Here is a 23790-nt window from a genome sequence, read left to right on the forward strand (position 1 = left end):
CGTAGGCCAGCCTGGCGGGCCAACACGACCGCATGGCGAGATGTGATCGAACACGAGGTGACGCCCCGGCCGCATCTCGTTGACGTGTCAGCGGGCGTACGTGACTCGCGAGCGGGTCTCGGTGACTCGTCACCGGGGTTCCGTGACTCGTCACCGGGTCTACGTGACTCCTCGGCGGGCTAGTGCCAGGTGCCGTCGAGGCCGCCGGGAACGTCGACGGCGGGGTCGTAGGGAGTGCGGGTGAAGATGAACGACGCGACGTCCAGGCCGACGGGGCGTCCGTCGGCATCGCGCGCGATCGTGAGGATCTCGCCGCGGTAGCAGCCGTCGAGGCCGATCCACTCTCTCTGATCGGATCCAGCACCGACTCTCTGATCGGATTCAGCACTGAGCCGGAAGCGCGAACCGCGGCCCGTGCCCGGCTCGCCGAGCACCAGGTCATCGCCGCGCAGGGTTGCGGTGAAGGATGCCGTGCCCCAGAACCAGGACCCCGTCAGGTCGAGCAGGTCGAGCTGGTCGGTCTCTGCGCTCCACGGCGTGGCGATGGCGGGTTCGCGTTCGGCCAGCAGAGCCAGCAGGTCGGCGCCGGCCGTGCCGAGTCCGCTGGTGGCATTGGTCATCAGCACGAGTCCGTCGCCGGTCTCGAGGTCGACCCGCAGCTGGGCGAGGAACCCCGGCATCGATCCGCCGTGTCCGGCGTACCGGCGACCATCGATGTTCCACACCTGCCATCCCAGCCCGTGCGCGACGCCCCACGGCATGCCGGGCACATCGCTGACCGCCGCAGGATGCAGCATCTCGTGCAGCGTCGCCGGAGCAAGGACGTCCCGGGTCTCGCCCGCGACGAAGGCGCTCCACGCCACCATGTCCTCGACGGTCGACCACAGCTGTCCGGCCGGACCGAGGGCTCCGGCGTCGTGCTCGGGCTCGATGTGCACCAGGTCGGCGAAGGGATGCACCGCCCACCCCGGCGCGGCGGGAGGCGCGGGCCGTGTCGTGGTGCGCGTCATGCCCAGTGGCTCGAGGATTCCGGTACGCACCGCCTCGGTCCACGGGGTCTGACGGAGCCGGGCCACGAGCTCGCCCAGGACCGCGTACCCGACGTTGGAGTAGTGGTGGGTGGTCCCGGGGGTGAAGCGCAACGTCAGTCCGGCGTCGAGCAGGTCCTCCCAGGTACCCCCGGCCGAGCGCTCCCACCAGGCACCGTTGGTCTCGGCCTGCAACCCGGACGTGTGGGTCAGCAGCTGCGCGACGGTGATCTGGCCGATTCCGATCTCGGGCAGATGGGTGTCGATGCGGTCGCCCAGGTCGAGAGCCCCGGCATCGCGCAGACGCAGAACCTCCACGGCGACGAACGTCTTGCTGATCGACCCCAGGCGGTACTGCGTGTCCGACGACGGAACCGATCCACCGGCGCGTCCATCCGGCGAGCCGGCGCCGCCCGACCAGACCAGCTGGCCGTCGCGCACGAGACCAGCGACCACCGAGGGAAGCCGGCACCGGGCCTGCTCGGTCGCGAGCCTCGCCGTCAGAGCGCTGACGGTCGATGGATCCAGCGCCACGAGCTCAGCCGCTACGCGGACGCGAGGTCCGAGGCGACCTGCACCAGAGTTCGCACGCTGACGCCGGTACCGCCCACCGTCGTGTGACCGTGCGCGGAGCCCTCGTTGAACGAGGGGCCGGCGATGTCGAGGTGGGCCCAGGACAGCTCGCCGACGAACTCGCGAAGGAATGCAGCAGCGAACAGGGTGCCGCCGGCGGGCTTCGGGTTGTGCTGGCGCAGGTCGGCGATCGTGGACGACTGGACGAGGTCGCGCATCTCCTCGGTGATCGGGAGACGCCACATCGACTCGCCGGTCGTGCGCGACGCCGTCATCACCGACTCGCTGAACGTGTCGTCGTTGCTCAGCACTCCGGTGGTGTTGTTGCCGAGCGCGACGATGCAGGCACCGGTGAGCGTGGCGACGTCGATCACGTGGTCGGGCTTCGCCTCGGCGGCCAGCGTGAGTCCGTCGGCCAGGACGAGACGTCCCTCGGCGTCGGTGTTGTGGACCTCGACCGTGGTGCCGCCCCGCATGCGCAGGACGTCGCCGGGACGGGTCGCCGTGCCGCTGGGCATGTTCTCGGCCAGGCAGGCGAACGCCGTGATCTGGATCGGCAGTCCGAGCCGCGCGATCGCGACGGTCGCTGCCGCCACTGCGGCTGCGCCGGCCATGTCGAGCTTCATGGTCTGCATGGAGGCGCCGGGCTTGATAGAGAGGCCGCCGGAGTCGAAGGTGATGCCCTTGCCGACCAGCGCAAGATGTGGCGTCTTCTTGGTCGTGCCTGCCGGGCGGTACGTCATCTTGACCAAACGAGGTGGACTGTCGGAGCCACGACCGACTCCAAGGATTCCGCCGCACGACTCCTTCTCGAGACGCTTGTCGTCCCAGATCGTGACCTTGACGTTCGATCCGGCGTGCTCGGAGATCGCCTCGGCGAATCCGGCCGGGCGAAGGTCGCCCGGAGGAGTGTTGACCCAGTCGCGGGCCACGTTGACGGCCTCGGACACCGTCTGCGCGCGCTCGACAGCCGCAGTTGCTGCACTCTGACGCGCGAACGCGGTCAAGATGGTGACGTCGTCGACGGTCGCAGCCGCGTCCTTCGAGGCGTCATCGGCCGCGGACTTGAAGGCCGTGAACGCATAGCTGCCCAGGTGGACACCCTCCGCGATCGCAGCGACCTCCTCGACACTGGCCGGATGCAGGTCGAGGGCGACCGATGAGACGTTGTTGAGGGAGCGCAGTGCGGTGGCTGCGGCGCGGCGAAGATCCTCCGCGCTCGGCTCGGGCGGCAGTCCGACGGCCGCGACGATCGGGGCCTTGACCGCCCCGTGGGACGGAAACACCATGACCTGGCTCTTCTGACCGGTGAATCCCAGCAGATCCAAGGAGGCGGCCAGGTCGCCCTTGTCCTCGTCGGTGCGGATGCCGACGATGACGGCGTCGGCGGTGAAGGTGGTCGACTTGGCGGTGCTCAGGCTCACAGACGGCATGTCCTTCACTGTAGTCATCTCGAACCATGGCTCCGGCACACGGCACGATCACCCGCCAGGCCTGGGCAGCGATGCCTGCCCCATCTCGAGAAGGCGCCCCGATAGGTTGGTCGCATGGATCTGCTGCACTCACCGCTGCACGACCGTCACCTCGACCTCGGCGCGAAGCTCGCCGAGTTCGGCGGGTGGCAGATGCCCTTGGAGTACGCCGGCGGTGGAGTCCTGGCCGAGCACGCCGCAGTGCGGGACGCGGCCGGCATCTTCGACGTGAGTCACCTGGGCAAGGCGGTGGTGCGCGGATCGGGCGCGGCCGCCTTCGTCAACCGGTGCTTCACCAACGATCTGGACCGCATCGCGCCGGGGCAGGCTCAGTACACGCTGTGCTGTGACGAGGACGGCGGCACGGTCGACGACCTCATCGCCTACCTGCGCAGCGACTTCGAGGTGTTCTTGATCCCGAATGCCGCCAACACCGCGGAGGTCGTTCGCCGGCTGCAGTCCCAGGCGCCGGACGGGGTCGAGGTGATCGATCTGCATCGTGAGCACGCCGTGCTGGCCGTGCAGGGGCCACTCAGCGATGAGGTCCTGCGCGCCGCGCAGCTGCCGACCTCCCATGGCTACATGTCGTTCGTGGAGGCGCAGATCGCCGGTCACGAGGTGACCGTGTGCCGGACCGGGTACACCGGGGAGCGGGGCTACGAGCTGGTCGTGCCCACCGCAGGCGCCGTCGAGGTGTGGGACGCGGTGGTGGCCGCCGGCGAACCGTACGGGCTTCGAGCCTGTGGCTTGGGCGCCCGCGACACGCTGCGCACCGAGATGGGGTACCCGCTGCACGGACACGAGCTGTCTGCAGAGATCAGCCCCGTGATGGCTCGCACGGGATGGGCGGTCGGGTGGTCCAAGGAACAGTTCTGGGGCAAGGAGGTGCTGACTCGGCAACGCGCCGAGAAGAGCGTGCGCACCCTGCGCGGACTGCGCGCGGTGGGTCGAGGTATCCCGCGACCCGGTATGTCGGTGGCCGACGAGGCCGGACGTCCGCTCGGCGAGATCACCTCGGGCACCTTCTCGCCGAGCCTGCGGCAGGGCATCGCACTGGCGCTGCTCGAGCCCGACGTGGCCGACGGCGCCACGGTCAGCGTGGACGTCCGTGGACGGTCCGAGTCCTTCGTCGTCACCAAGCCGCCATTCGTCCAACCATCGACCAAGGGGAACTGACATGACCTGGACCTGGAGCTATGAGACCACCGACGGATCGGTCACCGGTCGATCCGAGGAGTTCGACAGCCGCGGAGATGCCGAGTCCTGGGTCGGCGAGGCGTTCACCGAGCTCCTCGGCCAGGGCGTTGATCAGGTGCGACTGTTCGAGGGCGACACCGAGATCTACGGTCCGATGTCCCTGCACGCCGAGTAGCGCAGGTCGATCAGCGGTACGTGTCGGGCAGCGCCTCGCCACGGGTGACCTGCGGCTTCGGCAGCCGGAACCGGCGTAGCTGCGTGCTGCGCAGCAGTGCGTAGAACCGGGCTCCGCGCGCATCGGCGGGATCGAATCCCCGTGCCGCGAGCTGCTTCTTGACTCCGCGCAGCAGCAGGAGCGTGTCGATCACGACGGCGACGATCGTGAAGGCCCACAGCGTGCTGACGGCCGTGACGGCCCAGGTCTCGCCCAGCAGGGACAGCAGCAGGATCAGCACGAGGATGGGCAGCAGGAACTCGGCGATGTTCCATCGGCGATCGACGTAGTCGCGCAGAAAGCGCCGCACGGGCCCGCGCTCGCGAGCGGGGAGGAACTTCTCGTCGCCGGTGCGCATGGCCTGCTGCTGCTTGGAACGCAGATCGCCTCGAGCCTTGCGATCCCGCTTGGCCAGCTCCTTGCGGGTCAGTGCTGTCTTCATCTGCTTCTTGCGAGCCAGTTCGGCCTCGCGACGGCTGGGGGTCGCTCGTCCCTTGCTCGTCGGGTTGCCGCTGGGTGCATCCATGTCGTCCGCCACGCCGTCACTGTACAAGTGACTCCTGACACGAGCGTCTCCAGGCGATGTGGCCCACGTACGATGGGCCCATGGGAATCTGGAAGCGGTTGGTGGGCCTCGTGCGCTCGTTGTTCCACCGTGAGGAATCCATGGACCAGCTCGCCTCACGCATGGACGAGACCTACCGCGAGCAGACTCGTCTGCTGCAGCAGGTGCGCCGCGGCGTGGCCGATGTGGCGACGAGCCGCAAGCGGGTCGAGGTCCAGCTGGCCGCCCTTCGCCAGACCGAGGCGCAGCTCGACGACGAGGCGCGACAGGCCGTGGCCCGAAGCGATGATGCCGCAGCGCGATCCGCACTGGGACGCAAGGTCGAGCTGGAGAAGGCCGAGGCCGATCTCACCGAGCGGCACGCATCCTTGAAGGCCCAGGAGGACAAGCTGCAGGTCTCTGCGCAGCAGGTCGAGTCCGGGGTCGAGCAGTTCCGCATGCGGCGTGACACGCTCACCGCCCGCCACGCCGCAGCATCGGCCCGTTCAGAGATCAACAGTGCCACCACGGGCATCGCCGCAGCCAGCGGCGAGATGGGGCAGGCGATGGCTGACGCGGAGCGCGACGCGCGCCAGCTCGAGGCAACGGCCGATGCCGTCGACGAGCTCGTGGCCGGTGGTGTGGTGGGCCGCGTCGGCGACGATCCGCGTGACGCGGAGATGCGTCGCTTCGAGGCCGAGGAGGCCGAGATCGAGCGCCAGCTCGCCGAGCTCTCGTCCACGACGGATGCCACAGCGCACCCCACTTCGAGAGAGGCAACCGATGGCCCGGACCAGATTCAGAAGTGATCGCGGCCTGACGCTGCGCATGGGCGGCGTCGGCTTCGGCCTGGGCCTCCTCTACGTGGCGTTCGGCGCCTTCTTGATCTCCCAGACGAACTTCGCCTTCGGCGTCGTCGTCGTGGTGGGGATGTCGTGGGGTCAGTGGTACTTCTCCGACACCCTCGCCCTGCGATCCATGAGCGCGAAGGTGGTCAGCCCCCAGCAGGCACCCGAGCTGCACGCCATGATCGACCGCCTCTGCGCCTTGGCCGACATGCCCAAGCCACGCGTCGCGGTGTCCGTCACCGACATGCCGAACGCCTTCGCGACGGGTCGGTCTCCCAAGCACTCTGCCGTCTGTGTCACCACGGGCATCATGCAGCGGCTCGACGCCGACGAGCTCGAAGGAGTGCTCGCGCACGAGCTGTCCCACGTGGCCAATCGCGACGTCACCGTCATGACGGTCGCCTCGTCGCTTGGTCTGCTGGCCGGTTTCCTGACGCGCTGGGGGATGTACTTCGGCGGCGGTCGGAGCAGCAACAAGAACGGTGCCCCGGCGTTCATCATCGTGCTGCTGGTGAGCGCCGTCGTGTACGCCATCAGCTTCATCTTGACCCGGTCGTTGTCGCGCTACCGCGAGCTCAGCGCTGACCGCAGCGGGGCCTACCTGACCGGTCGGCCGTCCAAGCTGTCATCGGCCCTGGTCAAGATCTCCGGCGACATGGCGCGTATCCCCAACAAGGACCTGCGTGAGGGCCAGGCGATCAGCGCCTTCTTCTTCGCTCCGGCGATCAACCGCGAGTCGGTCTCCGCTCTCTTCTCCACCCACCCCCCGCTCGAGCAGCGCATGGAGCAGCTGGCCAAGGTCAGCGCCGAGCTGTCCGAGCCGGTCTGATTGCACGGGAGCTGACCTCGATGGGACTGTGGGATTCGTTGATGGGCCGCACCAAGCCGCCCCGCGCCGACCTGGACGCGCTGTTCGCCGTGCCTCAGGCCGCCCTGTCGCTGCAGGCGGCGGGTTTCACCCTGACCGGTCAGGGTGCGGTCTGCTATCGCACTGCCGAAGGCGGAGCGTTCGCCACCACCGAGAAGAACATCGAGCAGTTGGTGGCCACCAGCGGTTCGACCGTCGAGCGCGTCGACGACAGCTACGGCTTCCGCTGGCTGAGCGTGCAGCAGACCGCCCCGGACGCCTCGGGTCTCGTCACCGATGTGCATGCGGTCAACACGTCCCTGGCCGGGGCCGGGTTCGACCAGGCACTGCTGTGCTCCACGATCGGTTTCACCGGCCCGCAGGGTGCGACGATGGCGCTGGTCTACCTGTACAAGCGGGGCACGTTCTACCCGTTCGCCCCTGCTTCATCGCAGCCCAGCGACCAGAAGCGCGACAACGCGTTGGAGCTGCAGGTGCGCGGGATCGTCGCGGCCGACATCACGATCGAGCCCGATCTGCAGCGCTGGCTCGCCATCTGGGGCGCGCCCGGCCTGTAGGGGCTGCCGCGCGCGGCGCGTTAGATTGGTCGGTGTGAGCTTCGAGAACCAGACCCGTGACCAGATCCAGACCCTGCTCGCCGAGCAGCGGGCGCACCTGGAGGACCTGAAAGGTCGCGGTCTGAGCCTCGACCTCACGCGCGGCAAGCCCTCCGCGGAGCAGCTCGACCTGTCGATGGCGCTGCTGGACCTGCCGGGGGAGGACTACCGCGCCGCAGACGGCACCGACACCCGCAACTACGGCGGACTGCTCGGCCTGAAGGAGCTGCGGGAGATCTTCGCGCCGATCCTGCGGGCTCCGGTCGAGCAGGTCGTCGCGGGCGACAACGCGAGTCTGGCGATGATGCACGACAACCTCGTGTTCGCCCTGCTGCACGGGACGGTCGACTCGCCCCGCCCGTGGGGCGAGGAGGAGACCGTCAAGTTCATCTGTCCCGTGCCGGGCTACGACCGACACTTCGCGCTCACCGAGGCCTACGGCATCGAGATGATCCCGGTCGACCTGCACGACGACGGCCCCGACGTCGCTGCGGTGCGCGAGCTGGTCAAGGACCCCCAGGTCAAGGGCATGTGGCTCGTCCCCACCCACGGCAACCCCACCGGTGTGGTGGTCAGCGAGGCCGTGGCGGCCGACCTCGCGGCGCTCGAGACGGCCGCGCCGGACTTCCGGATCTTCTGGGACAACGCCTACGCAGTGCACCACCTCGACCAGGAGGAGACGAAGAGCGCCGACATCCTGGGGCTCTGCGCCGCCTCGGGGCACCCCGACCGACCCATCTGCTTCGCGTCGACGTCCAAGATCACCTTCGCCGGGTCGGGCGTGTGCTTCCTGGCCTCGTCCCCGGCCAACGTTGCGTGGTACCTCAAGCACCTGGGCAAGCGCACGATCGGACCGGACAAGGTCAATCAGCTGCGACACGCGCGCTTCCTGCGGGACACCGAGGGCGTGCACCAGCTGATGGCGCGGCACCGTGAGATCCTCGCCCCCAAGTTCGCCCAGGTCATCTCGATTCTGGCCGATCGGCTCGGCGGCCACGGCGTGGCGCAGTGGACCGAGCCGCGCGGCGGGTACTTCGTCAGTCTCGACGTCGTCGACGGCACGGCGTCTCGCGTCATCGAGCTCACCCGCGATGCGGGGGTGGCGATGACTCCGGCTGGAGCGGCCTTCCCACACGGCAACGACCCGCGCAATCGCAACATCCGCATCGCGCCGTCGTATCCGACCCGAGCCGACCTCGAGATCGCGATCGACGTGCTCGCGACCTGTGTCCTCATCGCGGCCGCCGAACAGTCCCTGGCCAGCTAGATGGTCAGTGTCAGCGGGTCCGCATGAGGGTGCTGGTCGCGCCGGACTCGTTCGGTGACACGTTGACGGCGCCCGAAGCGGCTCGCGCCATCGAGGAGGGCTGGCGCCGGCACGCTCCCGAGGACGTCCTCACGGCGGCCCCGATGGCCGACGGTGGTCCGGGCTTCGTCGACGTCCTGCACGAGGCGCTGGGCGGTCAGCTGCAGGTCGAGACCGTGGTGGGCCCCTATGGCGATCAGGTGCCGGTCACCTGGCTGCTGCACGAGGGCTCGGGGTACATCGAGAGCGCCCAGGCGTGCGGACTGCAGCTGTCTGACCGTCGCGCCCCCACGGTCGCCAGCTCAGTCGGCGTGGGCCAGGTGGTCGGGGCCGCGCTCGATGCAGGTGTTCGCCGAGTCGTGATCGGACTGGGTGGCAGCGCCACGAACGACGGGGGAGCGGGGTTGCTGTCCGCGCTCGGTGCCACGGCGAACGTGCCGCTGGACCGCGGCCCGATCGCCCTCGAGGGCATCACCTCGCTCGACCTGGAGCCGGCGCGGGACCGGTGTGCAGGACGCGAGATCGTCATCGCCTCGGACGTCGACTCCTCCCTCCTGGGCATGTTCGGAGCGACCAAGACGTTCGGCCCGCAGAAAGGTCTGGACGACGAGCAGATCATCGCGGTCGATCGCCTGCTCGACGACCTCGTGGTCGCAGCGTGTGGCAGCACGCCTGCCGAGCGCCGCATCGCCGATGCGAAGGGTGCCGGTGCGGCCGGCGGACTGGGGTTCGCCCTCATGCTGCTCGGCGGACCCGGCGCCGTCACCTCCGGCATCAACCTCGTCGCCTCGGCCGTCGGGCTCTCCCAGCAGGCCACGCAGCACGACCTTGTCGTCAGCGGCGAGGGTCGCTACGACTTCTCCTCACGTGCCGGCAAGGTGGTCTTCGGGGTGGCCGCGGCTGCGGCGCAGGCGGCGCGGCCGTGCATCGTGCTCGCTGGACAGGTCGAGGTCGGGGCTCGCGAGATGCGGGCGATGGGTGTGGAGAGTGCCTACGCCGCAGCTGATCTGGTCGGTCTGGAGCGTTCGATGAGCGACCCGTACGGTGCGCTGGTCGAGCTGGCTGCCCGGGTGGCGCGCACCTGGTCCACGACCTGAGGGCGTACCGGTCTTGCGAGGGAACGGGGCGTAGGATGGGAATGGTCATCGGCGTTCGCGCGTTGACCACAAGACCAGCTGGTTGTACCAGCCTCCGCTCGCCACCAGGGAGACCGCATGACTGCCTCGACCGAAGAAACCACCACCGCCCCCGACGGCGTCACGCTCAGCAGCGGCGCCGCAGCCAAGGTCAAGAGCCTGCTTGAGCAGGAGGGGCGCGATGACCTCTCGCTGCGTATCGCGGTGCAGCCTGGCGGGTGCTCCGGCCTGCGCTACCAGCTGTTCTTCGACGAGCGTCAGCTCGACGGCGACCAGACCTTCATGTTCGACGGCGTCGGCGTCGTCGTGGACCGCATGAGCCTGCCGTACCTCGGCGGCGCGTCGATCGACTTCGTCGACACCATCGAGAAGCAGGGCTTCACGATCGACAATCCTGCGGCCACCGGATCGTGCGCCTGCGGTGACAGCTTCCACTGATCCTCGCCGGACCTGAACCGCTCCTCGCCCATCGGGCGGGGAGCGGTTCGTCGTGTGGGCACCTTCGAGCGGTCCGGCGCACCGCTCGACGTCCGGCCGGTTAGACTGCCGCACGTGCATCTCGCTATTGCCGGCTCGGTCGCGGCTGACCATCTTCAGACGTTCTCAGGAAAGTTCTCGGACTCCCTGGTACCCGATCAGCTCGCCAAGTTGTCGGTCTCGTTCCTCGTCGAGGATCTGGACATCCGGCGAGGCGGTTGTGCTGCCAACATCACGTTCGCTCTCGGACGTCTGGGCATCTCGCCGCTGCTGGTCGCCGCCGTGGGGCGCGACTTCGCTGACCAGGGCTACCGGGAGTGGTTGGAGTCCGCCGGCGTCGACTGCAGCCACGTGCGGGTGTCTCCGGACCTCCACACGGCACTGTGCACCATCACGACCGACGACGCGCACGCCCAGATCGTCACCTTCTACCCGGGAGCCATGGCCGAAGCCCGCGAGATCGACATCGCCGCGCTCCATGCGGAGCAGCCGATCGACCTGCTGCTCGTCGGCCCTGACGACCCCGAGGCCATGCAGCGGCACACCAGCACGGCCCGTGACGCCGGGATCGCGTTCGCAGCCGACCCGTCGCAGCAGCTGGCATGGGCCGGGGGAGACCTGATCCGAGAGCTGGTCGAGGGCGCCACCTATCTGTTCACCAACGACTACGAAGCCGCTCTGATCGAGAAGAAGACCGGGTGGTCCGCCGACGAGGTCCGCACCAAGGTCGGCACGCAGATCATCACCCGCGGCAAGGACGGCGTGACGGTCTACCCCGACGGCGGCGAACCGGTCGAGGTCGCCGCGATCCGGGGCGTCGAGGCGGTCGATCCCACCGGTGTCGGCGACAGCTTCCGTGGCGGGTTCCTCGCGGGCGTTGCCGCTGGTCTGAGCTTCGAGCGCGCCGCTCAGATCGGGTGCACCATCGCGGCCAGCGTCGTGGAGACGACCGGCACGCAGGAGTACGTGCTCGAGCGCGAATCCTTCCTCGATCGGGTCGAGGCGACCTATGGCGTCGCGGCCCGCGACGACATCGGCGCTGCCCTCTCCCTGGCGTGACAGAACACGTGCAGCGGGCCCGGACCTCGCCGTTCGCTCATGCTGCTGCTGGGTTACGATGCCGTGTAGTACTAGGTGGTCGCTCACGTCGAGAAAGGCGTTCCGTGGAACGGTTGAAACTGGCGTTCGTCGCCATCGCACTCGTGGTCCTGAGTGGCTGCTCGCCGATCGATGAGTCACAGATCAAGCGCCTCGCGCTGCCTGTGGGCTCCACCGATCGCACCGACTTCGTCTGGGACCTGTGGCTCGGTGCCTGGATCGCCGTGCTCGTCATCTTCCTGCTCGTGTTCGGCCTGATCATCTACGCGATGATCCGCTACCGTCGCCGTTCGGCCGACGAGGTGCCGTCCCAGGTGCGCTACAACCTGCCGATCGAGGCGCTGTACACCTTCGCGCCGGTCGTCATCGTGGCGGTGTTCTTCTACCACACGGTCACCGCGCAGAACGCGATCACCGAGAAGGTCGACAACCCCGACCACACCATCGAGGTCGTCGGCAGCAAGTGGCAGTGGGCCTTCAACTACCTCGACGAAGATGCGGTCGACGGCGTCAACGTCTTCGATCAGGGCACGCCGCGCGACATCGCCGACCTGTACCTCCCGGTCGACGAGTCGGTGCGCTTCAACCTCATCTCGCCCGATGTCATCCACTCGTTCTGGATCCCGGAGTTCTACTTCAAGATGGACGTCATCCCGGGTCGGGGGCCGCAGGAGAACTCCTTCGACCTGACCCCCACGCGCGAAGGCGTCTTCACCGGCCGCTGCGCCGAGCTGTGCGGCATGTACCACTCGCGCATGCTGTTCACGGTGCACGTGGTCAGTCGCGCCGAGTACGACCAGCACCTCGTCGAGCAGCAAGAGCGGGGAATGATCGGGGCTCCGGCCGGTTCGGACGAGGCCAAGACCATCGCTGGTCTGGACGAAGAGACCTCCGAGGAGGAGAACTGATGGTCGCCGAAGCCACCACCGCCACGTTCGACGCCCGCACCGACCGCGCCGCTGCACGGCGCGAGTCGATGGGCCGTCAGGCCGTCAAGATCATGACGACCACCGATCACAAGGTGATCGGCAACCTGTACCTGGTCACGTCGTTCGGCTTCTTCATCATCGGCGGACTCATGGCGCTGGTGATCCGCGCCGAGCTGGCGCAGCCGGGCACCAACTTCGTCGACGACGAGACCTACAACCAGCTGTTCACGATGCACGGCACGATCATGCTGCTGCTGTTCGCGACGCCGCTGTTCTTCGGTTTCGCCAATGCGATCATGCCGCTGCAGATCGGTGCACCCGACGTCGCGTTCCCGCGCCTGAACATGTTCAGCTACTGGCTGTTCCTGTTCGGCGGTCTGGTGGTCGTCTCCGGCTTCCTGACCCCCGGTGGAGCCGCCAGCTTCGGGTGGTTCGCCTACGCACCGCTCAGTGATGGCATCAACTCACCCGGCATCGGCGGTGACCTGTGGGTCATGGGCCTGTGGATGGCCGGTCTGGGCACGATCCTGGGTGGCGTCAACTTCATCACCACCATCTTCACGATGCGCGCACCCGGCATGACCATGTTCCGCATGCCGATCTTCGTGTGGAACACGCTGGTCACCTCGATGCTGGTGCTGATCGCCTTCCCGATCTTCGGTGCCGCGCTGCTCGCGCTGGCGGCCGACCGCCTGCTGGGCGCCCACGTCTTCGACGCCGCCAACGGTGGTCCGATCCTCTGGCAGCACCTGTTCTGGTTCTTCGGACACCCGGAGGTCTACATCATCGCGCTGCCGTTCTTCGGCATCGTCACCGAGATCCTGCCGGTCTTCAGCCGCAAGCCGATCTTCGGCTACGTCGGGCTGGTCGCCGCCACCTTGATGATCGCCGCGCTGTCGGTCGCGGTCTGGGCCCACCACATGTTCGTGACGGGTGCGGTCGACCTGGCGTTCTTCAGCTTCATGACGTTCCTGATCGCCGTGCCGACAGGTGTCAAGTTCTTCAACTGGATCGGCACCATATGGGGGGGAAGTCTGTCCTTCGACACCCCCATGATCTTCTCCCTCGGCTTCCTGGTCACCTTCCTGTTCGGTGGACTGACCGGTGTCATCCTCGCCTCGCCCGCACTCGACTTCGCTCTGTCGGACTCCTACTTCGTCGTGGCGCACTTCCACTACGTGGTGTTCGGCACGGTGGTGTTCGCGATGTTCGCCGGCTTCTACTTCTGGTGGCCCAAGCTGACGGGCCGCATGCTCGACGAGAAGCTCGGCAAGATCCACTTCTGGCTGCTGTTCGTCGGCTTCCACCTCACCTTCCTGGTCCAGCACTGGCTCGGCGTCGAGGGCATGCCCCGCCGCTACTCCGACTACGGTCCGCAGGACGGCTTCACGGTCCTGAACGAGATCAGCTCGGTCGGCGCGTTCGTGCTCGGGGCCTCCACGCTGCCGTTCCTGTACAACGTGTGGAAGTCCCGCCGGGGTCCCCTGGTCGGACTCGACGACCCCTGGGGATGGGGCCGCTCGCTGGAGTGGGCCACCTCATCGCCCCCGCCGCGGCACAACTTCCTGTCGTTGCCGCGGATCCGCTCCGAAAGCCCGGCGTTCGATCTGCACCACCCGGAGATCGCGGCACTGGAGCTGGCTCACAACCCGAGCGAGGGTGGCGTGTTCGCCGACGCTCCCGATGTGCAGGGCAAGTCCGAAGCGATCGACGATGCGAAGAACTCCGATCCGAAAGACGAGGGCCGCTGAGTCATGAAGGCTGAAACCTGGACCATCGTCGGCGTGGGCGTCTTCTTCGCCCTCATCGCGCCGATCTACTGGCTGCTCACCGAGGACTGGACCGGTTCGACCGCCCTGGTGATGACGTGCCTGCTGTGCGTCCTGCTGGGGTTCTACCTCGGCGTGGTGGCCAAGCAGATCCCCGCCCGGCCCGAGGACCGCAGCGACGGTGAGATCTCTGACGGCGCGGGCGAGCTGGGCTTCTTCCCGCCGTACAGCTGGTGGCCGCTGTTCGCCGCCCTCGCGCTCACGGTCGTGGTGCTGGGGGTCGTGATCGGGTGGTGGCTGTTCATCATCGGTGCAGGTCTGATCTCGCTGACGATCGCTGGCTGGATGTTCGAGTACTACCGCGGCATCCACGCGCACTGATCTTTCTCGGCCGAACAGGTCTTTCGACTGGCCCCGTCAGGGTGTGACACCTAGACTCACCTGGTGATCCGTTCTGCTGCAGCGCGCCCTCGCCTAGTTCTCGTGAGCTTGTCGACACTTGCCGTTCTGGCCTCGGGCTGCAGCGCCTCGGAGTCGGCTCGAGAAGCCGTGCCGGCCGACGATGCAACGCCCGACGTGGCGCTGACGTCCAATGTTGCGGACCAGGCGGCAGACATCGGTGTCGACACCTTGGTCACGGTCGAGGCGAGCGATGGCACGGTCACCTCTGCCGAGCTCTCCACGGGCGATGACGAGGGCACGATCGACGGCAAGGTCGCAGACGGCGTCTGGACCGCCGAGGAGCGCCTCGAGCCGGCTACGGAGTACACCCTGACGGCCGAGGGCGAGAACGCTGACGGCACCGCCAAGACGATGACCTCCAGCTTCGCCACGCAGGCGCTCACGCTCGAGCAGCAGACCTATCCCGCCGTGGCGCCGCTGGCCGGCGAGACCGTCGGGGTGGGCATGCCCGTGATCGTCACCTTCGACATCCCGGTCCAGGACAAGGCGCTGTTCGAGGAGAACATGCACGTCACGACGTCCAAGGACGTCGAGGGATCCTGGTCCTGGCTCAGCGACCGGGAGGTGCACTACCGCCCGAAGGAGTACTGGCCGGCCAACACCGACGTGACGGTCGATGTCGATGTCAACGGGCTCCCGGCCGGCGACGGGATCTTCGGTCAGCAGGATCAGGAGATCGACTTCACGGTGGGCCGCGCAGCGATCAGCACGGTCGACGTGGACAGTTACACCCTCACCTACACGCGTGACGGTGAGACGATCAGGACCATGCCTGTCACATCGGGCGATGCCACCCACCAGACGCGTCAGGGCACCAAGGTCGTGATGGAGAAGTTCGAGTCGGTCGACATGGATGCCGCGTCGACCGGTGTGGACGCCGACGCTCCCGACTACTACAACATCGAGGGCGTCAAGTGGGCGATGCGCCTCACCAACTCCGGTGAGTTCGTGCACGCCGCTCCGTGGTCGGTCGGATCGCAGGGCTCGGCCAACGTCAGCCATGGGTGCACCGGCATGAGCACCGAGAACGCCGGCTGGTTGTACCAGAACTCGATGCGCGGTGATGTCATCACGTACGTGGACAGCCCGCGTGGCCTCGAGGATCGCAACGGGTGGACCGACTGGAACGTCGACTGGGACACCTGGAAGCAAGGATCGGCCCTGGCCGACGGCAGCTCTGCCTGAGCGCTTCCAGACCATCTCTGAACGCGGTGGCCGAGGCCCGTGTCGTCCGGCGACGGGACGCTGTCGGGCCCGGGCGCGTGCGAAGGAAGAACCGACCAGCGCATCCCTGTGAGAACCCGAGTGGGCGTGCACGGACACGCACGAAGGGCCCCGACAGCAGCAGCTGTCGAGGCCCTCGTGACGTGCGAGGCCGCAGGAAACTAGTGCACGCGGGGGACACCGGTCTCGGAGACACCTTGGAAGTCGTCTCCGAGTGCCACGGGGTGGCCATCGTGATCGGACAGGTGCTCCTCGGCGTGCTGGACGTCCTCGGTGGTGGGCTTGTCCAGAGCCCCGTCGTAGTAGAACGAGCGAGCCCAGGCCCTGGCCTTGGCGGCGCGACCGTGCGGTGCAGGCACGCCGTTCTCGTCGGTCTCCGCCGGAGCCTCGAGGGCTGGCAGCCGATCGTGCGCGGTGAGCGTGTACTGGTGTGCCTGGGGGAGGGGCGCGTGACGCTCGGCGTAACCGCCGTCGGGCGAGCGCTCCAGCACGCCGGTCTCGTAGCCGTGCAGGATCGAGTTGGCGTCGGCGCGCTGCAGGCTGATGCAGATGCGCTTGGTCACCATGAATGCGATCACCGGAAGCACGAAGACTCCGATGCGGCAGAACCACGTGATCGCGTAGATGTCCATGCTGAACTGCGTCGCGATGATGTCGTTGCCGCCGGCGATCCAGAACACGCCGTACATCGTCATGCCGGCCACACCGAATGCGGTACGCACCGGTGCATTGCGCGGGCGCTCCAGCAGGTGGTGCTCACGGTTGTCCCCGGTGATCCACTTCTCCACGAACGGCCATGCAGCCAGCACACCGAACAGCAGTCCCATCAGGCCGGCGCCCGGGATGAAGACGTTCCAGCTCCACGTGTAGTTGAAGAAGGTGCTCTCCCAGGCCGGCATGATGCGCACGGCACCCTCGACGAAGCCCATGTACCAGTCGGGCTGGGAGCCCGCCGTGACCTCGCTGGGGTTGTACGGGCCGTAGACCCACACCGGGTTGATGGTCAAGAACGCGCCCATCAGCGAGGTGAAGCCGAAGACCACGAAGAAGAATCCGCCGGCCTTGGCCGCGTAGACCGGGAGCATCGGGTAACCGACGACGTTCCCCTCGGTGCGTCCGGGCCCAGGCCATTGCGTGTGCTTGTGGTAGACGAGCAGCAGCATGTGGGCGCCGATGAGCCCGAGCAGCAGGGCCGGGATCAACAAGATGTGCGCCATGTAGAGGCGGGGGATGATCTCGTCTCCGGGGAACTCGCCACCGAAGATGAAGAACTCCAGGTAGGAACCGACGATCGGGATCGACCGGATCAGCCCGTCGACGAATCGCAGGCCGGTGCCGGACAGGAGATCGTCGGGCAGCGAGTAACCGGTGAAGCCGTTGATCACGCCCAGTGCGAACAGGCCGACGCCGATCAGCCAGTTGATCTCACGCGGCTTGCGGTACGCGCCGGTGAAGAACACGCGCAGCATGTGCACGATCATCGCGGCGATGAACAGAGCGGCCGCCCAGTGGTGGATTTGACGGATCAGCAGGCCACCGCGGATCTCGAAGGAGATCTTCAGGGTCGACTCGAACGCTTGGCTCATCTCGAGGCCGTTGAGAGGCACGTAGGGTCCCGCGTACTCGACCTCGGCCATGCTCGGCTGATACCAGAACGTAAGGAACACGCCGGTGATCAGCAAGATCACGAAGCTCCACAGGGCGATCTCGCCGAGCATGAACGACCAGTGCTCGGGGAAGACCTTGCGCAGGTTCTTCTTGGCAACGCCGGCCAGGCCGAGACGCTCGTCGAGCCAGCCGACGGGGCCGGCGGCCTTCTTGCCGCCGGCGGTCTGCTCGATGGGGACGTACTCAGGTGTCGTTGTCATGATTTCTCATCCAACTTCTTCTGGTCCCGTGCCAGCTCGGGATAGCTTGGCGCGACAATATCGGGGAAATCGCTCACGGCGATCAGGTATCCCTCGTCGTCGAGCGCGAGCGGCAGCTGCGGCAAGGGGCGGTAGGCCGGTCCGAAGATGACCTTGCCGTTGTCGGCGAGGTCGAAGGTGGACTGGTGGCAGGGGCACAACAGGTGGTGCGTCTGCTGCTCCCACAGGCTGATGGGGCAGCCGACGTGCGTGCAGATCTTGGAGTAGCACAAGATGCCGTCGATGCCCCAGTTCTCCCGGCCAGCGGCGGGGCGCACGGCCTCGGGGCGCATGCGCACCACGATCACGGCGGCCTTGGACTTGGCGGCCAGGAGCTCGGCACCGTGGAACAGACGCTCGCCCTCCTCGTCCTCCTCGAAGAACACGGCAGGCTCGGCGTTGACGAGCTGCCCGACCTGGAGATCGGCCGGACGGATGGGGCGAGCGGTGACGTCGTTGACGACGCGCATGCCCGGCTCCCAGACCGTGACGCGCTGGCCACTGGGCAAGGGGCCGAGGTCGCGCAGCAGGAACACGGTGGGCAGGCTCAGCGCGCCCATGGCCGTGATGAGGGAGTTGCGGATCATCGGACGACGTCCGATGCCGGACTCCTCGATGCCTGCGTTGATGTCCTTCATGACCGCTTCGCGGTCCTCGACCGAGGACTGCGCGGGGTGGCGCATCTCGACGATCTCGTGATCGCCCATGAGCTTCTTGGCCCACTGGATGATGCCCACGCCGATCAGCAGCAGGGCAGTGCCCAACGTCGCGCCGAATCCGAAGTTCTGGGCTGACCAGCCCAGGAAGGTCTGGTCGGCGTCGACCGTGACGTAGATGACGCAGAATCCCACGAACAGGGCCGCTGCGGTCAGGAACATCGCGGAGATCTGGCGCTCGGTCCGCCGAGCCTGTTTCTCGTCGACGTCCTGGGGACGGAACAGGTGCTCGGCCAGGCCCGGGTCGCCGACCGGTTCGCGGACGACCTCGATCTCGTCGTTGTGCTCGCTCATCGCTTCTTCACCCGAGCTCCGTGTGCTCCGATCCAGATGGCGAAACCGACCAGGCCGCCGATGCCGATGACGAAGGTGAACATTCCGTCGACCACGGGTCCGAGGCTGCCGCCTCCGAAGCCGCCGTACTCGGGCTGGCTGTTCAGCTGATCGACGTAGGCGATGATGTTGCGCTTCTCCTCGGGGGAGATCACTTCGTCGGAGAAGACCGGCATCTGCTGCGGGCCGGTGATCATGGCCTCGGCCATGTGCACCGGTGTGACGTCACGGATGTCGGGGGCATACTTGCCGCCCGGCATGGCGCCACCGGCGCCGACGGAGTTGTGACACGCCGTGCAGTTGGTCCGGAAGAGCTCGCCACCCTCACGGATGTCGTCGACGTCCGCGTCGTCGATGTCGGTGTACTCCTCGCCGGGAATGGCAGGACCGGGCGCCAGCGACGCCACGTAGGCGGCCAGCTGGCGCGTCTCCTCCTCGGAGTACGCGAGGCGCTTGTCCGGTGCCTGGACCCCGGCCTGCGCGAGCGGCATGCGCCCGGTGCCGACCTGGAAGTCCACCGATGCGGCTCCGACACCGATCAGGGACGGTCCGTAGACGTTGCCGCGCTGCGTCTCGATGCCCTCGGCGTTGGTGCCGTGGCAGCTCGCGCAGCCGATGATGAACAGATCGCGGCCCGCCTCGATGTCGCGTGAGGTGACGGCCTCGGCCTCGGCCGGTTTGGGCGCGAAGGCTGCATACAGCCCTCCGGCAACGACGAGCCCCGTCAGGAGCACCAAAAGCCCGGCAAGTGGATGCCTGCGCCTGGTCGAAAGTTTCCGCACCAGTTCCTCGTTTCCTGCGTAGAACTCAGAAGATGTCTTCAGCGTACCCTCAAGTACGACGACGTGTAGTGGTCAGGGATGCCTGTGCGGGTCGAGTGTCGGTCGGACACAGGCAGATCGTCACTGGATCAGGTAGATCGTGGCGAACAACCCGACCCACACGATGTCCACGAAGTGCCAGTAGTACGACACGACGATGGCGCTGATGGCCTGTTCGTGGGTGAATTTTCGTGCCAGGAAGGTGCGGGCGATCACGATCAGGAAGGCGAGGAGCCCGCCGACCACGTGCAGGCCGTGGAAGCCGGTGGCGAGGTAGAACAAGCTGCCGTAGGCCGAGCTCGGGATCGTGACGTTCTCGCGGACCAGCTCGGCGTACTCGTAGGCCTGACCGCCGATGAAGATGGCGCCCATCACGTAGGTGAGGATGAACCACTCGCGCATGCCCCACAGGCCGAACTGCCAGACCTTGCCCGTGCGTCCGGCCTTGCCGCGCTCGGCGGCGAAGACGCCGAACTGGCAGGTGACCGACGAGGCCACCAGGATCGCGGTGTTGGCCGTCGCGAACGGGACGTTGAGCTTCTCGGTCTCCAACGCCCACAGCTCGGGGTTGATGGCACGGATCGTGAAGTACGCCGCGAACAGGCCGGCGAAGAACATCAGCTCGCTGGACAACCACACGATGGTGCCGACGGTGACCATCGAGGGTCGCCCCTCGGTGCCGTGCAGCCTGGACGCAGGTATCGAAGAAGTAGTCGCCACGCGATCATTATGTACGATCGGTCCGTGAGTGAGCATCAGCCCCTTCGAGTCCTGCTCTACAGCGACGATCGCGATGTCCGAGCCGCCGTCATCGCAGCCCTGGGCACCCGGGTACATCCAGATCTGCCGCTGCTGGAGTTCGTCGAGTGCGCGACCGAGCCCGTCGTGTGGCAGCACCTCGACGTGCGATCTGGCAGTCATCGGATCGATCTGGCGATCCTCGACGGGGAGGCCGCGCCGGTCGGTGGCATGGGCATCGCCAAGCAGATGAAGGATGAGATCTTCCAGGCGCCGCCCGCCCTGCTGCTGACCGGGCGTCCTCAGGACGCATGGCTCGCCACGTGGTCGCGCGCCGATGCCGTCCTGTCGCACCCGATCGAGCCGATTCGTCTGGCCGAGACGGTCATCTCGCTGGCGCGCGGCATCCTGCAGTCCACGTGACTGCGGAGACCTCAGCTCAGATGAACGTGCACAACACGTGGCCCCGGGTGCTGACCGATCTGGTGCAGCACCGCGATCTCGACACCGCCACCACGCGGTGGGCGATGGACACGATCCTCGCCGGCGGAGCGACGTCAGCACAGATTGCCGGATTCGCCGTCGCGCTCCGGGCCAAGGGAGAGACCCGCGACGAACTACAGGGCCTGGCCGACGCCATGCTCGATCGGGCGCACCGACTCGACGTGGCCGATCGGGTCGTCGACATCGTCGGCACCGGGGGAGACCTGGCCAAGACGGTCAACATCTCCTCGATGGCCGCCGTGGTCACGGCCGGTGCCGGTGTCGGTGTGGTCAAGCACGGCAATCGGGCCGCCTCGAGCTCCAGCGGGGCCGCTGACGTCTTCCAGGTGCTCGGCATCGCCCTGGACGTTCCGGCCGATCGGGTGCTCGAGGTGTATCGCGACGCGGGCATCACCTTCTGCTTCGCGCCGGTCTTCCATCCGTCGCTGCGGCACGCTGGTCCCACCCGAGGTGAGCTGGGTATAGCCACGTCGTTCAACTTCCTCGGCCCCCTGACGAACCCCGCCCAGCCGGCGGCTTCCGCGGTCGGCTGTGCCGATCTCGCGGTGGCACCGTTCATGGCCGAGGTGTTCGCCGGACGCGGCGCCGACGCGTTCGTCTTCCGCGGTGACGACGGCCTCGACGAGCTGACCACCACCACGACCTCACAGGTCTGGGTGGTGTCGGGCGGCGAGGTGAGGCAGGAGGTGCTCGATCCGCGTGACCTGGGGCTTGCGCAGGGGACCGCCGCGGACCTGCGCGGAGGCGAGCCGGCGTTCAACGCCGACGTCTTCCGACGGGTGATCGACGGCGAGATCTCACCGGTGCGCGATGCGGTGCTGCTCAACGCCGCCGCTGGTATCGCGGCTCACGCGGGTGGTGACGGTGACCTGCTCGATCGCTTGGGTGAAGGCCTGCGACGTGCTGTCGAGTCGATCGACTCCGGTGGTGCGGCCGCGGCTCTGGGTCGGTGGGCCGCCGCGACGCAGGCTGCCCGCTCCTGACCTTCACAGGCCGATGCTGAAGGCGTCCTCAAGATCGTGGCGACTGTAGGCGCGATAGGCGATCTGGGTCTGGGTGGACACGACGCCCTCGACTCGATTGACGCGGTCCGCCACGACGGTGGCGACGTCGTCGATCTCGGTGACCCGCACCATGGCGATGAGGTCGTGCTCGCCGGTGACGGAGTAGACCTCGCTGACACCTTCGAGGTCGGCGATGGCAGCGGCGGTGTCGGTCAGGTGGGCAACGGCGGCCTCGATGAAGACGATCGCGGTGATCATGAGCTCAGCCTAGCCGTGTGGCGAGCAGGTCGCGGCGACTCGACTCTGCCTCGATCAGGGGCTCGAGATGGCGGGCGCTGCCTGACAGCGGTGCTTGCCACGCGCCCCGAACCAGCCGTAGACCGGGGGTGGCCAGCCAGCGCAGCACCAGCTCGGTCTCCTCGTGGGTGGCCGCGGGTGCAGGACCGAATCCGGGGGAGACGGTCTCGGCCGTGGCCAGCAGGGCATCGACCCACCCGATCGGGTGAGTCCCGTGAGGCATGACTCCGGCTGCCGCGAGACGACCGAGGCGCAGCACGTGGATCTCCCATCCTTCGGGGTGGGGAGCAGCTGCGACGAGCTCGGGCACGGCGGTGAGCTCGCGCAGTCGCTGGGTGCGCGAGGCGGCTCGCAGGAAGGAGGTCAGTCGATCTCGCCAGTGCGCCGCGTCCTCGTAGCGTTCCTGTCCGGCCAGATCGGCCATGCGGGCGCGGACGGTGTCGACGAGCTCGACAGGATCGGCGGTCAGGGCTCGCCGCACGCGATCGACCTCGGTGGCGTACTCGTCGGCATCAGCCGAGCCGTCGCACGGCGACAGGCAGCGCCCCATCTGGGCCAGGACGCACGGCGTGCCGCGAGGTCTGCGACCCATGCGCGCCGTGCACTGACGGATGCGAAAGGTGTCGTGCAGGGCGGTCAGAGCGTCTTCGGCGCCTTCGCGGCGTCGAAACGGTCCGATGTAGTCGGCATCGTCGTCGAGGACGGCGCGCACGATCGACAGACGCGGCCAGGGTTCGCGGGTGAGCTTGATCCACGTGACCCGCTCAGGGAACTTGGAGCGTCGGTTGTACGGGGGGCGGTGGTGCGCGATGAGGCGCAGCTCGCGCACCTGGGCCTCCAGGGCCGTGGCACACACGATCGCCTCCACCCGGCTGGCCAGGGACACCATCTCGCCCATGCGCGTGCGCGTCTCGGCTCGGGTGAAGTAGGTGCGAACCCGTGAGCGCAACCGCCTCGAGGTCCCGACGTAGAGGACGTCATCGCGTGGGCCGCGGAACAGATAGACCCCCGGGGCATCGGGCACGTGGTCGGCGAGGTGGCGCTTGCGTCGCTGCGCCGGGGTGACCTTCGAGGTGTAGGTCGAGACCTCCTCGACCGTGGTGACGCCGAGGGAGCCGAGCCGCTCGAACAGGGCGTGCAGCACGTCGACCGTGGCGCGCGCGTCGGACAGGGCGCGGTGATCGGGCGTGGTGGCGGAGCCGAACCGCGCAGCAAGGGTGGACAGCTTCACGTTGGGGACCTCGTCACGGGTCAGGGCCTGGCGGGCGATGACGGCGGTGTCGAGCACTTCGTGGTTCGGCCACGGCATCGCGAGCTCGCGGGCGGCGTGCTTGAGGAATCCGATGTCGAATGGCGCGTTGTGGGCCACGAGGACGCAGCCGCGGGCGAACTCCAGAAAGCTCGGCAGGACCTCGGCGATGCGCGGGGCGTCCACCACCATCTGGTTGGTGATCCCGGTCAGCACCGTGATGAAGGCCGGAATGGACTCATCGGGGTTGACGAGGCTCTGGAACTCGCCGATCACCTCGCCACCGCACACCTTGACCGCTCCGACCTCCGTGATGCGCGAGCCGCGGGCCGGGGACCCGCCGGTGGTCTCGAGATCGACGACGACGAACGTGGCGGCGGACAGGGGACGGCCGAGATCGTCGAGCGTCATCTGCGCAGGACCGCCGGAGATGCGATCGGCTACCTCAGGGAGGTGACGGGTCGAGTCGTGGTGCTTCAT

Annotated in this window: 24 protein-coding genes; 15 read left to right on the forward strand and 9 right to left on the reverse strand. The window is 67.6% G+C overall.

The window, feature by feature from the left end:
- Window positions 1-179: 179 nt before the first annotated feature.
- Entirely contained in the window at window positions 180-1562 is a 1383-nt protein-coding gene (locus tag ACHAA3_RS14355) for a serine hydrolase domain-containing protein (RefSeq protein ID WP_435709718.1), read from the reverse strand.
- Window positions 1563-1573: 11 nt separating this feature from the next.
- Window positions 1574-3034 (reverse strand): leucyl aminopeptidase, encoded by a 1461-nt coding sequence (locus ACHAA3_RS14360; RefSeq protein ID WP_435709719.1) that lies wholly within the window; start codon window positions 3032-3034, stop codon window positions 1574-1576.
- Window positions 3035-3148: 114 nt separating this feature from the next.
- Here ACHAA3_RS14360 and gcvT point away from each other — a divergent pair, with 114 nt between their 5' ends.
- Window positions 3149-4249 carry a glycine cleavage system aminomethyltransferase GcvT gene (gcvT, locus tag ACHAA3_RS14365; protein ID WP_435709720.1) on the forward strand — a complete coding sequence of 367 codons (1101 nt, stop codon included), beginning with the start codon at window positions 3149-3151 and terminating at the stop codon, window positions 4247-4249.
- Window position 4250: 1 nt separating this feature from the next.
- The gene (locus ACHAA3_RS14370; RefSeq protein WP_435709721.1) at window positions 4251-4445 is read left to right on the forward strand and encodes a hypothetical protein; all 195 of its coding nucleotides are present in this window, start codon (window positions 4251-4253) and stop codon (window positions 4443-4445) included.
- Between the two features lie 10 nt (window positions 4446-4455).
- Here the strand turns inward: ACHAA3_RS14370 and ACHAA3_RS14375 are convergent, their stop codons facing one another.
- On the reverse strand, window positions 4456-5022 hold the full coding sequence (locus tag ACHAA3_RS14375) for a DUF3043 domain-containing protein (protein WP_435709722.1): 567 nt from the start codon (window positions 5020-5022) through the stop codon (window positions 4456-4458).
- 68 nt (window positions 5023-5090) lie between these two features.
- On the opposite strand from ACHAA3_RS14375, the gene ACHAA3_RS14380 reads away from it, so the two are divergent.
- The 11 genes from ACHAA3_RS14380 (at window position 5091) to ACHAA3_RS14430 (ending at window position 15702) form a co-directional block, all read left to right on the forward strand.
- Window positions 5091-5837: a PspA/IM30 family protein gene (locus tag ACHAA3_RS14380; protein ID WP_435709723.1), complete on the forward strand. Its 747-nt coding sequence runs from the start codon at window positions 5091-5093 to the stop codon at window positions 5835-5837.
- Window positions 5812-6705: a zinc metalloprotease HtpX gene (htpX, locus tag ACHAA3_RS14385; protein ID WP_435709724.1), complete on the forward strand. Its 894-nt coding sequence runs from the start codon at window positions 5812-5814 to the stop codon at window positions 6703-6705. The genes ACHAA3_RS14380 and htpX overlap by 26 nt, the downstream gene beginning before the upstream one ends.
- Window positions 6706-6725: 20 nt before the next feature.
- Entirely contained in the window at window positions 6726-7301 is a 576-nt protein-coding gene (gene pspAB / locus ACHAA3_RS14390) for a PspA-associated protein PspAB (protein ID WP_435709725.1), read from the forward strand.
- 34 nt (window positions 7302-7335) lie between these two features.
- A complete protein-coding gene (locus ACHAA3_RS14395; RefSeq protein WP_435709726.1) occupies window positions 7336-8607 on the forward strand; it encodes an aminotransferase in 1272 nt (423 codons plus the stop codon).
- 23 nt (window positions 8608-8630) lie between these two features.
- Window positions 8631-9743, forward strand: coding sequence for a glycerate kinase family protein (locus ACHAA3_RS14400; RefSeq protein ID WP_435709727.1), 1113 nt, complete (start codon window positions 8631-8633; stop codon window positions 9741-9743).
- Between the two features lie 117 nt (window positions 9744-9860).
- Window positions 9861-10220 carry a HesB/IscA family protein gene (locus tag ACHAA3_RS14405; RefSeq protein WP_435709728.1) on the forward strand — a complete coding sequence of 120 codons (360 nt, stop codon included), beginning with the start codon at window positions 9861-9863 and terminating at the stop codon, window positions 10218-10220.
- A gap of 114 nt (window positions 10221-10334) precedes the next feature.
- On the forward strand, window positions 10335-11318 hold the full coding sequence (locus ACHAA3_RS14410) for a carbohydrate kinase family protein (protein ID WP_435709729.1): 984 nt from the start codon (window positions 10335-10337) through the stop codon (window positions 11316-11318).
- Window positions 11319-11422: 104 nt separating this feature from the next.
- Window positions 11423-12265 carry an aa3-type cytochrome oxidase subunit II gene (gene ctaC / locus ACHAA3_RS14415; protein ID WP_435709730.1) on the forward strand — a complete coding sequence of 281 codons (843 nt, stop codon included), beginning with the start codon at window positions 11423-11425 and terminating at the stop codon, window positions 12263-12265.
- A 68-nt stretch (window positions 12266-12333) separates the two neighbouring features.
- Complete coding sequence (gene ctaD, locus ACHAA3_RS14420) at window positions 12334-14037, forward strand: aa3-type cytochrome oxidase subunit I (RefSeq protein ID WP_435709774.1); 1704 nt, start codon at window positions 12334-12336, stop codon at window positions 14035-14037.
- Window positions 14038-14040: 3 nt separating this feature from the next.
- A complete protein-coding gene (locus ACHAA3_RS14425) occupies window positions 14041-14436 on the forward strand; it encodes a cytochrome c oxidase subunit 4 (RefSeq protein ID WP_435709731.1) in 396 nt (131 codons plus the stop codon).
- A 102-nt stretch (window positions 14437-14538) separates the two neighbouring features.
- The gene (locus ACHAA3_RS14430; protein WP_435709732.1) at window positions 14539-15702 is read left to right on the forward strand and encodes an Ig-like domain-containing protein; all 1164 of its coding nucleotides are present in this window, start codon (window positions 14539-14541) and stop codon (window positions 15700-15702) included.
- Window positions 15703-15902: 200 nt separating this feature from the next.
- Here ACHAA3_RS14430 and qcrB read toward each other — a convergent pair whose 3' ends face one another.
- The 4 genes from qcrB to ctaE form a co-directional block, all read right to left on the reverse strand.
- On the reverse strand, window positions 15903-17609 hold the full coding sequence (gene qcrB / locus ACHAA3_RS14435) for a cytochrome bc1 complex cytochrome b subunit (RefSeq protein WP_435709733.1): 1707 nt from the start codon (window positions 17607-17609) through the stop codon (window positions 15903-15905).
- Complete coding sequence (qcrA, locus tag ACHAA3_RS14440) at window positions 17606-18658, reverse strand: cytochrome bc1 complex Rieske iron-sulfur subunit (protein WP_435709734.1); 1053 nt, start codon at window positions 18656-18658, stop codon at window positions 17606-17608. Before qcrA ends, qcrB begins: the two co-directional genes overlap by 4 nt.
- Window positions 18655-19479, reverse strand: a complete 825-nt coding sequence (qcrC, locus tag ACHAA3_RS14445) for a cytochrome bc1 complex diheme cytochrome c subunit (RefSeq protein WP_435709735.1) — start codon at window positions 19477-19479, stop codon at window positions 18655-18657. Before qcrC ends, qcrA begins: the two co-directional genes overlap by 4 nt.
- 120 nt (window positions 19480-19599) lie before the next feature.
- Window positions 19600-20238, reverse strand: coding sequence for an aa3-type cytochrome oxidase subunit III (gene ctaE / locus ACHAA3_RS14450; protein ID WP_435709736.1), 639 nt, complete (start codon window positions 20236-20238; stop codon window positions 19600-19602).
- 24 nt (window positions 20239-20262) lie between these two features.
- On the opposite strand from ctaE, the gene ACHAA3_RS14455 reads away from it, so the two are divergent.
- Together ACHAA3_RS14455 and trpD are read left to right on the forward strand one after the other, a co-directional pair.
- Window positions 20263-20679 carry a hypothetical protein gene (locus ACHAA3_RS14455; protein ID WP_435709737.1) on the forward strand — a complete coding sequence of 139 codons (417 nt, stop codon included), beginning with the start codon at window positions 20263-20265 and terminating at the stop codon, window positions 20677-20679.
- Window positions 20680-20699: 20 nt separating this feature from the next.
- Window positions 20700-21743 (forward strand): anthranilate phosphoribosyltransferase, encoded by a 1044-nt coding sequence (gene trpD, locus ACHAA3_RS14460; protein WP_435709775.1) that lies wholly within the window; start codon window positions 20700-20702, stop codon window positions 21741-21743.
- A gap of 3 nt (window positions 21744-21746) precedes the next feature.
- Here the strand turns inward: trpD and ACHAA3_RS14465 are convergent, their stop codons facing one another.
- Together ACHAA3_RS14465 and ACHAA3_RS14470 are read right to left on the reverse strand one after the other, a co-directional pair.
- Window positions 21747-22022 carry an Lrp/AsnC family transcriptional regulator gene (locus ACHAA3_RS14465; protein WP_435709738.1) on the reverse strand — a complete coding sequence of 92 codons (276 nt, stop codon included), beginning with the start codon at window positions 22020-22022 and terminating at the stop codon, window positions 21747-21749.
- A 4-nt stretch (window positions 22023-22026) separates the two neighbouring features.
- Window positions 22027-23790, reverse strand: a complete 1764-nt coding sequence (locus ACHAA3_RS14470) for a DEDD exonuclease domain-containing protein (protein WP_435709739.1) — start codon at window positions 23788-23790, stop codon at window positions 22027-22029.

The sequence above is a fragment of the Aeromicrobium sp. CF3.5 genome, assembly GCF_051262695.1.
GTDB lineage: Bacteria > Actinomycetota > Actinomycetes > Propionibacteriales > Nocardioidaceae > Aeromicrobium.

What these genes read in the sequence shown, in the direction of transcription:
- ACHAA3_RS14465 (WP_435709738.1), bottom strand. Translation starts at nt 22,022, where the DNA reads ATGATCACCGCGATCGTCTTCATCGAGGCCGCCGTTGCCCACCTGACC.
- pspAB (WP_435709725.1), top strand. Translation starts at nt 6,726, where the DNA reads ATGGGACTGTGGGATTCGTTGATGGGCCGCACCAAGCCGCCCCGCGCC.
- ACHAA3_RS14380 (WP_435709723.1), top strand. Translation starts at nt 5,091, where the DNA reads ATGGGAATCTGGAAGCGGTTGGTGGGCCTCGTGCGCTCGTTGTTCCAC.
- ACHAA3_RS14425 (WP_435709731.1), top strand. Translation starts at nt 14,041, where the DNA reads ATGAAGGCTGAAACCTGGACCATCGTCGGCGTGGGCGTCTTCTTCGCC.
- ACHAA3_RS14370 (WP_435709721.1), top strand. Translation starts at nt 4,251, where the DNA reads ATGACCTGGACCTGGAGCTATGAGACCACCGACGGATCGGTCACCGGT.
- htpX (WP_435709724.1), top strand. Translation starts at nt 5,812, where the DNA reads ATGGCCCGGACCAGATTCAGAAGTGATCGCGGCCTGACGCTGCGCATG.
- ACHAA3_RS14400 (WP_435709727.1), top strand. Translation starts at nt 8,631, where the DNA reads ATGAGGGTGCTGGTCGCGCCGGACTCGTTCGGTGACACGTTGACGGCG.
- ctaD (WP_435709774.1), top strand. Translation starts at nt 12,334, where the DNA reads ATGGGCCGTCAGGCCGTCAAGATCATGACGACCACCGATCACAAGGTG.
- trpD (WP_435709775.1), top strand. Translation starts at nt 20,700, where the DNA reads ATGAACGTGCACAACACGTGGCCCCGGGTGCTGACCGATCTGGTGCAG.
- ACHAA3_RS14360 (WP_435709719.1), bottom strand. Translation starts at nt 3,034, where the DNA reads ATGCCGTCTGTGAGCCTGAGCACCGCCAAGTCGACCACCTTCACCGCC.
- qcrA (WP_435709734.1), bottom strand. Translation starts at nt 18,658, where the DNA reads ATGAGCGAGCACAACGACGAGATCGAGGTCGTCCGCGAACCGGTCGGC.
- ACHAA3_RS14470 (WP_435709739.1), bottom strand. Translation starts at nt 23,790, where the DNA reads ATGAAGCACCACGACTCGACCCGTCACCTCCCTGAGGTAGCCGATCGC.
- qcrB (WP_435709733.1), bottom strand. Translation starts at nt 17,609, where the DNA reads ATGACAACGACACCTGAGTACGTCCCCATCGAGCAGACCGCCGGCGGC.
- ACHAA3_RS14405 (WP_435709728.1), top strand. Translation starts at nt 9,861, where the DNA reads ATGACTGCCTCGACCGAAGAAACCACCACCGCCCCCGACGGCGTCACG.
- gcvT (WP_435709720.1), top strand. Translation starts at nt 3,149, where the DNA reads ATGGATCTGCTGCACTCACCGCTGCACGACCGTCACCTCGACCTCGGC.